Source organism: Paenibacillus sp. LC231 (genome assembly GCF_001860525.1).
Taxonomy (GTDB): Bacteria; Bacillota; Bacilli; order Paenibacillales; family Paenibacillaceae; genus Paenibacillus_AQ.
Window position 1 is genome coordinate 111,366 of the sequence record NZ_JFOM01000008.1, and the last position, 12,783, is coordinate 124,148.

Here is a 12,783-nt window from a genome sequence, read left to right on the forward strand (position 1 = left end):
GGTTTTAAAATGCGAGCAGAGACAGCGAACCGTTCCATATTCCTCGATGAGCACAAAATCGCAGTTCACTTAGTGATTTTCGTCACAAATTTATAACTTTTTGCCCCGGTTTCTATCCTGATATTGTGATGTTTATCACAATCCTTTAGGGCATGGTCTGCGACAATACAAAAAGAATCAAATTTGAAGTGATCACGTGAGCTAAAGGAAGGGGTATCTGATATGGATCCGGTTATGCTGGCGCGAATTCAATTCGCATCGACAACCATTTTTCACTTTATTTTCGTACCGTTGTCCATCGGATTGGCGTTTCTGATTGCCATCATGGAGACGATGTATGTTGTTAAAGGTCAGGAAGTCTACAAGAAAATGGCCAAGTTCTGGGGAAAGCTGTTCCTGATTAACTTTGCGGTCGGGGTTGTGACAGGGATTCTGCAGGAATTCCAGTTCGGCATGAACTGGTCGGATTACTCAAGGTTTGTCGGCGACGTATTTGGCGCACCGCTTGCCATTGAAGCGTTGCTGGCGTTTTTCCTCGAGTCGACTTTTATCGGACTGTGGATATTCGGTTGGGACCGTTTATCGAAGAAGGTCCATCTGCTCAGTATCTGGCTGGTATCGTTTGGGACCCTGATGTCCGCATTCTGGATTCTGGCAGCGAATTCGTTCATGCAGCGACCCGTCGGATTCGAGATGAATAATGGGCGGGCGGAGATGAATGATTTCTTTGCACTGATTACAAACGGTCAGCTGTTGGTGGAGTTCCCGCACACGATCTTCGGGGCACTGGCAACCGGGGCGTTCCTCGTTGCAGGTGTGAGTGCCTACAAGCTGATGAAGAAGCAGGATTTGGATTTCTTTAAGAAATCATTTCACATCGCCATCGTGATTGGCCTCATTACCTCTATTCTGGTTGCGGTATTCGGTCACCAGCAGGCGCAGTATCTGGTGGATACGCAGCCGATGAAGATGGCCGCTGCGGAGAGCCTGTGGGAAACGAGCGATGATCCTGCGCCTTGGACGGTCATTGCGGCCATCGATCCGGATAAGCAGGAGAACACGATGGAGTTTAAAATCCCGTATTTGCTCAGCTTTTTGTCCTACAGCAAGTTTTCCGGTGAAGTCATCGGGATGAAGGAGCTGCAGGCGCAGTACGAACAGCAATATGGTCCCGGAGATTATATCCCTCCCGTGCGCACAACATTCTGGAGCTTCCGGATTATGGTGGCCGCCGGCAGCGTCATGATTCTGCTGGGACTGTACGGAGCGTGGCTGATGCTGCGCAAAAAGGTCGAGAAGGCCGGCAAGTGGTTCCTCAGACTGATGCTGCTGGGCATTTCGCTGCCGTTCATCGCCAATACGTCGGGATGGATCATGACGGAGATCGGACGCCAGCCTTGGACGGTATTCGGACTGATTACCACGGAGAACAGTGTTTCACCGAACGTCAGCGCAGGCTCTATCCTGTTCTCGCTGATCATGTTTACTGCCATTTATGCGGTGCTGGCAGCCGTTATGGCGTATCTATTTATCAAAGTCATTAAGAAAGGACCGTATGCGGCGGAGGAAGAGGACCACCACGCAAGCGATCCGTTTAATAAGGAGGGCTACAATGCTGTCTCTTAACGAACTGTGGTTTGTGCTCGTTGCCGTCTTGTTTATCGGCTTCTTCTTCTTGGAGGGCTTCGACTTCGGGGTCGGGATGTCCACGCAGCTGCTGGCCAAAAATGATACCCAGCGCCGGGTGCTGATCAACTCGATCGGCCCGTTCTGGGACGCCAACGAGGTCTGGCTGCTGACGGCGGGCGGCGCCATGTTCGCCGCCTTCCCGAACTGGTATGCGACGCTGTTCAGCGGCTTCTACATTCCGCTTGTCTTTCTTCTGCTGGCCTTGATCGGACGCGGGGTGGCCTTTGAATTCCGCGGCAAGGTGGGCGATGTTCGCTGGAAACGGGTGTGGGACGGTGCGATCTTCACCGGCAGCGTGCTTCCGCCATTCCTGCTCGGCGTTGTCTTTGCCTGCCTGATTCAGGGGCTCCCCATTAACGAGAAGATGCAGCTGCATGCCGGATTGTTTGATGTTGTGAATGGCTATACTGTGGTTGGCGGACTGACGATGGTGATGCTCTGCCTGCTGCATGGCTTGATGTTTACAACACTGCGCACGATGGGGGATCTTCAGGAACGGGCGCGCCGTATGGCCCGGAGACTCCTGCTTCCCGTAGCGGCCCTGTTCGTGGCATTCGGGGTGATGACGTATTTCATGACCGATATCTTCGAGAAGCGTGGCGTGGTGTTAACCGTGCTGCTGGTGCTGGCTTTGCTCGCGTTCCTGCTGGGCGGATATTTCATGAACATCAAGCGGGACGGCTGGGCTTTCGGGATGACCGGGGCGGTTATCGCCCTGCTGGTAACGTCCGTGTTCGTGGGCTTGTTCCCGCGCGTGATGGTCAGTTCCATCAACGCTGCATTTGACTTGACCATTTATAATGCGGCCTCCGGACCGTATTCCCTCAAGATCATGACGATTGTGGCCGTATCGCTGCTGCCGTTTGTTTTGGGCTATCAAATTTGGAGTTACTTCGTTTTCCACAAACGGGTACATGAGAAGGAGCATTTGGAGTACTGATGGGAAAAGATCTGCTGGGATACAAAGGCGCCAAGACGGTATTCTTCCTTGTCGCCGTATGTACCCTGGCACAGAGCATGGCCATCCTTCTGCAAGCCAAATGGCTGGCGGGAGCCGTATCCGCCCTGTTTGCGGGATCAACGCTGCAGGAGCAGGGGGAGACCATTGCCTTGTTCCTGCTTGCATTTCTGGCACGCCACGGCATCTCGGCTGTGCAGCAAGGAATCGCACAGCGCTTTGCCGAGGAGACGGGCACGAGACTGAGGAAGCAGCTGCTGGATGAGCTGTTTCGGAATGGACCGTCCTTTGTCCGGTCGGAAGGAACGGGCAATGTGGTTACGCTTGTGCTGGAGGGCATCGGCAAGTTCCGCAAATACGCGGAGCTGACCATACCGCGGATGATGGGGGCGGGCATTACCCCGGCTCTGGTATGGCTGTACGTGTTCATGACGGACCGGATATCGGGCATTATTCTGCTGGTGACCATGCCGATCCTGATCGTATTCCTCATCCTCGTGGGGCTTGCCGCGAGAAAGCAGACCGAGCGGCAGCTGGATTCCTACCGAATGCTGTCCAATCATTTTGTAGATTCGCTTAGAGGTCTCACTACCCTGAAGTTTCTGGGACAGAGCCGCAAGCACAGTGAGAGCATACAGCAGGTCAGCGAGGGATATCGTGCAGCTACCATGCGGACCCTGCGCGTGGCGTTTCTGTCGTCCTTCGCACTGGATTTCTTTACGATGCTGTCCGTGGCATCTGTTGCAGTAAACCTGGGCTTGCGCCTCATTAACGGCAGCCTGGAGCTGCTGCCCGCGCTGCTCATCCTGATCCTGGCACCGGAGTATTTCCTGCCGGTGCGCATGGTCGGGGCGGACTTTCATGCCACGCTGGACGGCAAGCAGGCAGGGGAAGCGATGCAATCCATGATTCGGGAGGCCCGAAAGGGGCATTTGGGTGGAATCCCGGGTTCTGTTGCTGCGGAGGGTTCGGTCAATGGAGCGGGTCCATTCGGGCCAACTGGAGCGCTTGAAACCCTGGCGGCAGGAACGATGGAACGGACCTCAACGGGCTTAACATTTAAAATTCAAAATAATTTCTCTAATTCCAGCCGCAGACCGCAGCCGCCATTCCAATGGGATCACCACAGCGTGCTGGAGCTGTCCGGAATCGGCCTCAGGCACGAAGAGTTGGGGCCGGCTTCCTTGGAGGATGTCAGCTTCCGGATACCGGGTCAACGCAAGATCGGCATCGTCGGGGAGAGCGGGGCCGGCAAATCCACGCTCATCGAGCTATTGGGTGGATTCATGGCGCCTACATCCGGCGTGATGGAGCTAAACGGCGTGAAGCTGGAGGACTGGAACCGGCGGGCGTGGCGGACCGAGGTCACCTATATGCCGCAGCAGCCGTATTTATTCGGTGCTAGCCTGGCGGATAATGTTCGCTTTTATGCGCCGGAGGCGACCACAGCGCAAGTCGAGGCAGCGGTAGAAGCGGCGGGTCTGTCGGATCTGGTGAAGAGCTTGCCTGGCGGACTCGCAGAGATGATCGGCGGCGGCGGGCGCACTTTAAGCGGCGGTCAGGCACAGCGTGTAGCCTTGGCCAGAGCGCTGCTCGGGGGCCGGCGGGTTCTGCTGCTGGATGAGCCGACGGCCCATTTGGATATCGAGACGGAATACGAGCTGAAGGAGAGGATGCTTTCCCTTTTTCAAGATAAGTGGGTATTCTTCGCGACGCACAGACTGCACTGGATGCAGGATATGGATTACATCATCGTTCTGCATCAGGGGCGGGTGGCGGAAACGGGAACCCATGATGAGCTTATCGCTCGGCAAGGCGTCTATTATGGGTTGATTACATCGCAGATGGAGGGAGTACAATGAAGCAGGAATCGTGGTTTCGGCCTTACGTAACGGCAAACTTCTGGCGCTTTCTGCTGATTGTGATGCTTGGCGTGCTCACGATCCTGTTCGCCGGGATGCTGATGTTCACATCCGGGTATTTGATCTCCAAGTCCGCCCTAAGACCGGAAAATATCCTGATGGTATACGTGCCGACCGTAGGGGTTCGGACCTTCGGCATCGGACGCGCGGTCATCCATTACGTGGAGCGCCTGGTGGGGCATGACACGATTCTTCGCATCCTGTCCCAGATGCGCCTGCGGCTGTACCGCATTCTGGAACCGCAAGCCCTCCGTTTATCCTCCCGGTACCGCACCGGGGATCTGCTGGGCGTGCTCTCCGATGATATCGAGTATTTGCAGGACGTCTATATTCGTACGGTCTTTCCATCGATTGTTGCGCTTGTGCTATACGCCGGGGTCATTCTGGCCGTCGGCCTGTTTGATCCGGCATTTGCTCTTCTGCTCGCGCTGTATGCAGCCGTGCTGATTCTGGTACTGCCGCTCGTTTCCCTGCTGCTCACCAAGCGGAAGAACCGGGAAATGAAGCAGGCCCGAAGCAACCTCTACCAGAAGCTGACCGACGCGGTACTGGGCATTCATGAATGGTATGTCAGCGGCCGGCAGACGGAATTCCTGACCGGATATGAGGCGGATGAAGCGGAGGTCGACCGGACCGATCGCTCTCTCAAGCGCTGGTCGCGTCTTCGGGCTTTTATCGGCCAATGCGTGGTTGCCGTGACGGTGGTATCGATGGTGTATTGGTCAGGAAGGCAGTATGCGGACGGCTCGATCGATGTTACGCTGATCGCGGCTTGCGTTCTGGTTGTGTTCCCGTTAATGGACGCATTCCTGCCGGTATCCGAAGCCGTGGAGCGGATTCCGCAGTACGGCCAATCGGTCGCAAGGCTTCAGGCGATAGAAAGCGCCGAAACATCTGAAGGGAAACGGAATCGGGGTCAACAGCTCAATAAGGGAGAGATCGAATCTGTCATAAGCAGCGGTGTCCATGTGAAGGCGGATGGCGTCAGCTTCCGTTATGATCAGGCGGCAGGCGGCAAATCCGGGCTGGAACGATCCGGTATGAATGGGGAAGGGGCTACGTTAACGGATGTATCCCTGGATATTCCTCCTGGGGCCAAGGTGGCCATTATAGGGCGTTCAGGTGCAGGCAAATCCACCCTGCTGCAGCTGATTCAGGGTGTGCTGGCACCCTCAGGGGGCAGCCTGACTTTAGGCGGAGTGGATTCCGTGCGGTTTGGCGACGAGATATCTTCCGTTATTTCGGTGTTGAACCAGAGTCCGCATTTGTTCGATACGACGCTGGCAAACAACATCCGGCTCGGACAGCCGGATGCCACGGAAGCGGAAATACGGGACGCGGTTGCTTTGGCACGGCTAGAACCGTTGGTGGCTTCCCTTCCGGAAGGTCTTCGCACCCGAATGCAGGAAGCCGGGCAGCGTTTCTCCGGAGGAGAGCGCCAGCGCGTGGCTTTGGCCCGAATCCTGCTGCAGAAAACGCCCGTTGTCATTCTGGATGAGCCTACGGTCGGGCTGGATCCCAAAACGGAGCGGGAACTGCTGTCCACCATATTCGCCAGCCTGCAGGACCGGACCTTGATCTGGGTGACGCATCATCTGGTCGGCGTGGAGCGCATGGATGAGATCCTCTTCATGGAAGACGGTCAAATCGTCATGCGGGGTACCCATGATGAGCTGATGGAGCGATATCCGCGGTATCGGAACTTGTACCGTTTGGATCGTCCGGCGATATAGACAGCGATAGCGATTTGTCAGCAGAAGAACCGACCTTTCAGGAGGGTGGTTCTTCTTTTTGTTGCCTTCTTTTTTTCTTATAAGCCCGATAAAAGATCAGAATCCACGTGCCTTCTGGAAAGATGTAACATTAGTCTTAAGCAGGATCAAGGGTTAATTACAACGTTAGGGGTGTGGTGTAGGGTGGATTCGAAACAGTTGGTGAACGTGTTTCGTCATTTTGCTGAACGGGAATGTCCGGGATCCAGTGTGTTCTATGAGTACTTGGCTCGCCATATAGCCGATGATGAAGAGGTGCTGCAAGTCGCTGCGTTTGTTCCTGCAGGCCAGCCTGTCCCCAATATGCTGTTTGGCGCCGTTCAATATTTGCTGCTGCAGGGTGAGGGGCCGGATCTGAGGGCGTATTACCCCGGTCTTGTGGAGCATCCGAAGGAAATGAGCTCCTGTTATCCCTATTTTCGTTCATTTGTGCTGAAGCATCAGGCAGCCATTATCAGGATCCTGGAGAGTAAACGGGTACAGACGAACGAAGTCCGCCGCTGTGCGTATTTGTACCCGGTGTTCTGCTCGATCTATGATAAGGTCCGTAAGCCGCTTGCCTTGGTGGAGCTTGGAACCAGTGCCGGATTGCAGCTGCTGTGGGATCAGTACAGCTACTCCTATGGAGACGCCGTTCGTTACGGCCTAGCGCGGTCGAAGGTTCATATTACATCGGAGATCAGAGGAGGTCGGACGCCGTTCCTGCCAGCTTCCATTCCCCCGGTCGTCTATCGGATGGGGATCGATCTGCATGTGAATGACGTGCGGAACCCGGAGCACTTTTTGTGGCTGCGGTCTTTAATCTGGCCGGGGAATCACGACAGGGTATCCATGCTGGAGCATGCGGCGGAGGTATTGAAGCAGCAGTCCGGGATACAGTTCCGGGAAGGGGACGGGACCGAACTGCTTCCCGATATCGTGAAGAGCATCCCGGAGGAGGCCGTCATTTGCGTATTTCATACGCATGTGGCCAATCAGATCCCGGAGGCATCCAAGCAAAAGCTGCTGCATCACTTGAATGAAATCGGAAGCGTCCGCGATATCGTCCATGTCTACAACAATATGCAGGATGGCGATCTTCATGCGGATTATATCCTCAGGGGCGTGCGAAGCGAGTTTATGGTCGCGCGGACGGACGGGCATGCTCGCTGGTTCCAGTGGCTGTTGTGAAGCGGCAGTAGTCCCGTTAGCTTGATTGAAGAAGCATAGCGAATCGTGAGGCACCTGCCATTGTTCCGTGTGAAGTGACGGCAAGCAAGCGAGCCTGGAAAGCAGCCGAATCAAGGCTGTATGTATGGAAGTCGCAGCTGTTCATCCGGTCTGTTTTTTTCTTGGGCAAGTCTATGTCATAATAGGGGAGATGGAATAATAAGCGCTTAAATTCAAGGAAGCCAAAGGAGGAAGTTGGGATGGATTATCGTATTGAGAAGGATACCCTGGGTGAGGTTAAAGTGCCTGCGGATAAGCTATGGGCAGCGCAGACACAGCGCAGTTCCGAGAATTTCCGGATTGGAACCGAAACGATGCCGAAGGAAATCATTCGGGCGTTTGCGATATTGAAGAAAAGCGCGGCTATTGTGAATGGCAAGCTTGGCAAGCTGGACGCAGACAAAGTGGATGCCATTACGACCGCCGCCGACGAGATTGTGGCCGGCAAGTGGGATGAGCACTTTCCGCTGGTGGTTTGGCAGACCGGCAGCGGCACGCAGTCCAATATGAACGTGAACGAAGTCATTGCGAATCGGGCCAATCAGCTGCTTGAGCAAAAAGACAGCGCCCTGCGCGTTCATCCCAACGACGACGTCAACAAATCCCAAAGCTCTAACGATACGTTTCCGACAGCAATGCACATGGCCGCGGTCGTGGCCGTGGAAGATCATGTGCTGCCCGCGCTGCGCCGCTTGAAGAAAACGCTCGAGAAGAAAAGCGATGAATATAAGGACCTGATCAAAATCGGCCGCACGCACCTTCAAGATGCCACACCGCTGACCCTCGGACAGGAAATCAGCGGCTGGCACCGGATGCTCGAGAAGTGTGAATTGATGCTGGCTTCCGCCGTAGAACCGCTGCGTGAGCTGGCTATTGGCGGCACAGCCGTCGGCACCGGCATTAACGCTCATCCGAAATTCGGAGAAATGACGGCAGCTGAAATCAGCATGCAAATCGGAAAAAGCTATACGTCGGCCAGCAACAAGTTCCATTCGCTGACCAGTCATGACGAGATTGTATTTGCCCATGGGGCACTGAAGGCGCTGGCTGCCGATCTGATGAAGATCGCCAACGACGTTCGCTGGCTGGCAAGCGGTCCCCGTTCCGGGATTGGCGAGATCTCGATCCCTGCCAACGAACCGGGCAGCTCGATCATGCCGGGGAAAGTGAACCCAACCCAGAGCGAGGCACTGACGATGGTGGTCTGCCAAGTGATGGGCAACGATGCCACGATCGGTTTTGCAGCAAGCCAGGGTAATTTTGAGCTAAACGTCTTTAAACCGGTCATCATCTATAACTTCTTGCAGTCCGTACGCCTGCTGTCGGATGCGATGGATTCATTCGACCAGAATTGCGCGGTCGGCATCGAAGCCAACCTTGACGTTCTCCGTGCGAACATGGAGCGGTCGCTGATGCTGGTGACGGCGCTGAATCCGCATATCGGATATGAGAATGCAGCGGCCATCGCAAAAAAAGCGCATAAAGAAGGGACAACGCTTCGCGAGGCGGCTCTGGCAAGCGGGCTGCTCCGCGGAGAGGATTTTGACCGGATCGTTCGTCCGGAAGAAATGATCCATCCGAAGGAGTAAGGGCTCAATGTTTGGAGCTTGATCGGAAAACACGCCTCGGTTGACCCAAAACCCATTTCACGACGGTGAAATGGGTTTTGGGTTTTTAGATTTTTTCTTTTCCCAAGCTTCGCAGCGGTTATAATAGGGTGTCAGGATATTGACCATGATTGACAAACCATTTGCATGAAGGACGGATGATAACTTGAAGAAACATCAATGGATTGCCACGCTGCTCTCTCTGGTATGCACCGGGCTCGGGATGTTTTATATCGGGACGCCGGGTATGATTATAGGCGGAACGCTGCTTATGGCGTTTCAGGGAGCGGCTTTGTTTATTTTTTTCATGACATTGGGATTTTTGGGCCTGATTATTGGTCCGCTCGTTATTGGACTACATATTATAGGTCTGATTATACCGGTTATTTACTTCAACTACCGATCACCCAAGAAACCGATGTTCGACGAGAAGCGGAAGCGCCAATTCGCCTCTCCTTGGAAAATCGTCTTGCGGACGGTGATTGGACTTGCCCTGTTCGCCGGGTCCATCTACGCGGGGTATACCTGGGGATCTGCTCCGTTCATGAAGACGGCCGCCGAGAAACGAGAGGTCCAGGAGGCGGCAGAGTCCTATTTGGAACAGAAGTACAACGAACCTTTTAAAGTTACGGACGTGGACTATACCTGGGCCATCGGCTCATACAATCTGAAAGCCCATCCGGTACAGTCGCCTGAGCTGGAATTCACGCTTAGCAGCAATGAAGCCAGCCCTCCCAGCATATCGAATGATACATATTTGAATCTGCTTTGGGGACAGCAGCTGAGAGACCGGCTGAAACCTCTGCTGGCTGAACTTTATCCGGACCAGGCGTTTGCGAATGCTTATGTTAACTCCGATATCGACACCATCGAGCGTGATTATAACCAACTCGCAAATACCGACGGGAATATCAGTCAGAATATCAGTTTAATCGTATTCGCGGATCTGACGGCAGACAATCTGGCGCAAGAGAAGGAACGGGTGCTGGAGCTGATTCGGCGGCTGCCTTCGGTGACGGTACCGGGGGAGACGGACCTTCACATTGAATATTATGGGGCGGATTTGAAGACGCCGGACCGTGTGAAGAAGCTAGAGCAGGATTTTGATATGAAGGGGAAACAGAGCACCCATATTTTCAGAGAGTTTGATATTACGAAAATCACGTCCACGGATGACATTGAAATCAGAGGACTGGAATGAGGAATATGGAAAAATTGAAGGATTGGATTGCCTCAATTCCGAATAAAAGCCAGGCGGAGTTCATGACTCTGCCTGGCTTTTTTAAGTATTCGTTAGGGGAAATGGGAGCTTCAGCGCTGGGACAGATGAATGATGCTCCCTTTCTGGGTGTGCTTCATGGTCAGCTTCAGATTTAAGGCTGTGGCCATATCTCGGACAGGTACGTAGAGGGTATTCTTGATGAAAAGAGGGCCGTTATACTTGCTCTCATCAAGCTTGCAATGATCCGATTCCTCGGGGCATAGCTTGGCCGGCTTATAAATGTCGATATCGTTCACGTTCATCTCTTGCGTTGCCCGCCGAACGATCGTATACCCCCATCTGTCGTTGCCCCATATCGATACCGGGGGGCTGTTCGCAGCCTTCACGTCATATTGATGAAAGTTGTCCAACTCTTCCTTCAGCGTATAGGAAATTTCATACCCCATTGCATCAGCTAAGGACTTGAGCGGGACGTACGCTTTGCCTTTGTGAACAAAAACGCTAGTCAGGGGGGTGCCTGCTGCCTTCACGGAATAGTTCTCTGCATCGCTAGCGGCTGCTGGTTCGCTGTTCCAGACCAGCGAAGCGGCTAGCAGGACACTTGTCAGCGCGAACAACGATATTCTTCTGAATTTCACGATCATCATAACCTCCTTCCGTTTTTCGGGTATAGGCATCCAAATCTGGGAGCCTATCTATAATATAAACCCTTTTTCAGGACGTTTGGTTAGTTAAAATCCTGCTTATTGGAGCTGACCATATCCTACATGCTCACGGTGTTTTTCGCATCCCGATAACCGGACAGTTTGTTTACGAAGAACGTAATCAGGAACGAGCAGAGCATGCTGGCTGCCATAGAGATCAGGAAGCCAATGGTGTTATTCGATGTGATGGGACCGATGAAGGAAGGCACGTAGGCGGTTCCCCGAACGCCGAATAAACCGACGAGCATGCCGCCAAGACCTGCGGAAGCAATCGCTCCAGCAAACACGAGTTTGTTCGAAAACATGAAGGGATAGGCGGCTTCAACGAAGGTGCCAAACCCCATATTGATGGCAAAACCGGGAGCCGCTACGGCCGCTTCTCCCTTATCACGCGGGGCGATAATGTTAGCCAGCGTGATTCCTGCGGACACCATCACCAGACCGACCATATCGACCGCGCCGAGGAAGCTGTTGCTTGTTGTCTCCATCTCCAAGAGTACAATCGGCAGGATGGCCGCATGATAAACGCCGCCAATGATCGCGGGCCAGATCAGCAGGCCTGCAATCAATCCGGCTATAGCCGGGCTCCAGGAGACAAGCGTTTCGATCAGGAAGCGGATACCTTGCCCTGCACTTAGCGCAATCGGTGCAATGAGGAAGTAAACCAGCAGACCGGCAATCAGCCCCGATATACCGCCTGCAACAATGTTGACCGTGGTTGCGGGGAAACGCCACTCCACGCACTGACGGAATATGTAATGGACGATGATACCTGCGCCAATTCCGCCAATGATGCCTCCGATAATGCCCCCCTCGATGGAGAGGACACCTGCCACGATGCCTGCCACGATGGATACCTCGTCCAGTTCGGATACCTGTTTGGCTGCGATGACAGCAACGATGACCGGCAGCGCCTTAATCAATAGATCAAACACTTCAGTCAGCGAGGATAACCCCGGGATTTTGCTGACTGCGAGGATCAGGGCCATGCCGATAAACCCGGGGAGGGATGCCATCATAATGCCCCGAATATTGATGCGCCGCCATGGCGACGAGCTTCCGGACGCTCCGTGAAGGTTCGCGGCTGCATTTCCGATGACCGGCCGATACGTTAGTCGCCAATGCTTGCTGAGGGAAGTAACAAAGGTGACCGCGCGGGTTCGGTTGGTGGTTCCAGTGGTACCCGAAGCGGCGATGACATGCGCGCCTTTGGTTTGTATGATGGCCATGGAAGTCCCGCCAGTACCGGTCACTGGCAACCGGAACTTGGCAGCAGCCTCAATGGCGTGCCGGTTGCTGCCCTCAGGGTCGGCACTCATAACGATGATGCCGTCAATCTCGCCGAGTTCAATCTGCTCGGCAATCTCCCGGTCCAGCCGTTCAGCCGCCTGATTGACCTGCTGAAGAGTGCCCTCGGCAATGACGACCGGCTCCCCTTGAGAAATGCTCCAGCTGTAAAGCGCGGCAGGCGTTGTATCTTTGGCTGCATCCATAGAGACCTGGGCAGCGATAAACTGCAGCGCCCCGCAGGACAAGCCTGCGCTCTCCAGCTGCATCAATATCTCATCCAGCAGCTTGCGCGGGTCTTTGCCGCCGAGATTGTACAGATTGCCGCCGCTGCTTCCAATGATAGCGATTTGACGATTCATGACTTGCTGCCCCCCATATATATAAAATTCGATTATTTCTATATTACAGTA

Annotated in this window: 9 protein-coding genes; 7 read left to right on the forward strand and 2 right to left on the reverse strand. The window is 54.2% G+C overall.

The features are described 5' to 3' along the window. The first annotated feature begins 222 nt into the window (after window positions 1-222). The 7 genes from AK95_RS04565 (at window position 223) to AK95_RS04595 (ending at window position 10,358) form a co-directional block, all read left to right on the forward strand. On the forward strand, window positions 223-1,626 hold the full coding sequence (locus AK95_RS04565) for a cytochrome ubiquinol oxidase subunit I (protein WP_071218780.1): 1,404 nt from the start codon (window positions 223-225) through the stop codon (window positions 1,624-1,626). Next, a complete protein-coding gene (gene cydB / locus AK95_RS04570) occupies window positions 1,613-2,629 on the forward strand; it encodes a cytochrome d ubiquinol oxidase subunit II (RefSeq protein WP_071218781.1) in 1,017 nt (338 codons plus the stop codon). The genes AK95_RS04565 and cydB overlap by 14 nt, the downstream gene beginning before the upstream one ends. Further along, the gene (locus AK95_RS04575) at window positions 2,629-4,509 is read left to right on the forward strand and encodes an ABC transporter ATP-binding protein/permease (RefSeq protein ID WP_071218782.1); all 1,881 of its coding nucleotides are present in this window, start codon (window positions 2,629-2,631) and stop codon (window positions 4,507-4,509) included. Before cydB ends, AK95_RS04575 begins: the two co-directional genes overlap by 1 nt. Next, the gene (gene cydC / locus AK95_RS04580; protein ID WP_071218783.1) at window positions 4,506-6,302 is read left to right on the forward strand and encodes a thiol reductant ABC exporter subunit CydC; all 1,797 of its coding nucleotides are present in this window, start codon (window positions 4,506-4,508) and stop codon (window positions 6,300-6,302) included. Before AK95_RS04575 ends, cydC begins: the two co-directional genes overlap by 4 nt. Window positions 6,303-6,485: 183 nt before the next feature. Then, window positions 6,486-7,511, forward strand: a complete 1,026-nt coding sequence (locus AK95_RS04585) for a DUF2332 domain-containing protein (RefSeq protein ID WP_071218784.1) — start codon at window positions 6,486-6,488, stop codon at window positions 7,509-7,511. 239 nt (window positions 7,512-7,750) lie between these two features. Beyond that, window positions 7,751-9,139, forward strand: coding sequence for a class II fumarate hydratase (fumC, locus tag AK95_RS04590; protein ID WP_071218785.1), 1,389 nt, complete (start codon window positions 7,751-7,753; stop codon window positions 9,137-9,139). Between the two features lie 184 nt (window positions 9,140-9,323). After that, window positions 9,324-10,358: a hypothetical protein gene (locus AK95_RS04595; protein WP_071218786.1), complete on the forward strand. Its 1,035-nt coding sequence runs from the start codon at window positions 9,324-9,326 to the stop codon at window positions 10,356-10,358. Between the two features lie 110 nt (window positions 10,359-10,468). Here AK95_RS04595 and AK95_RS04600 read toward each other — a convergent pair whose 3' ends face one another. Both AK95_RS04600 and AK95_RS04605 read right to left on the reverse strand, forming a co-directional pair. Then, window positions 10,469-11,023 carry a hypothetical protein gene (locus AK95_RS04600; protein ID WP_235612994.1) on the reverse strand — a complete coding sequence of 185 codons (555 nt, stop codon included), beginning with the start codon at window positions 11,021-11,023 and terminating at the stop codon, window positions 10,469-10,471. Between the two features lie 119 nt (window positions 11,024-11,142). Continuing rightward, a complete protein-coding gene (locus AK95_RS04605; protein WP_071218788.1) occupies window positions 11,143-12,732 on the reverse strand; it encodes a PTS sugar transporter in 1,590 nt (529 codons plus the stop codon). Window positions 12,733-12,783 lie beyond the last annotated feature (51 nt).

Excerpts from the sequence above, each read along its gene's own strand:
- AK95_RS04565 (WP_071218780.1), top strand. The coding sequence starts at position 223 with ATGGATCCGGTTATGCTGGCGCGAATTCAATTCGCATCGACAACCATT.
- cydB (WP_071218781.1), top strand. The coding sequence starts at position 1,613 with ATGCTGTCTCTTAACGAACTGTGGTTTGTGCTCGTTGCCGTCTTGTTT.
- AK95_RS04575 (WP_071218782.1), top strand. The coding sequence starts at position 2,629 with ATGGGAAAAGATCTGCTGGGATACAAAGGCGCCAAGACGGTATTCTTC.
- cydC (WP_071218783.1), top strand. The coding sequence starts at position 4,506 with ATGAAGCAGGAATCGTGGTTTCGGCCTTACGTAACGGCAAACTTCTGG.
- fumC (WP_071218785.1), top strand. The coding sequence starts at position 7,751 with ATGGATTATCGTATTGAGAAGGATACCCTGGGTGAGGTTAAAGTGCCT.
- AK95_RS04600 (WP_235612994.1), bottom strand. The coding sequence starts at position 11,023 with ATGATCGTGAAATTCAGAAGAATATCGTTGTTCGCGCTGACAAGTGTC.
- AK95_RS04605 (WP_071218788.1), bottom strand. The coding sequence starts at position 12,732 with ATGAATCGTCAAATCGCTATCATTGGAAGCAGCGGCGGCAATCTGTAC.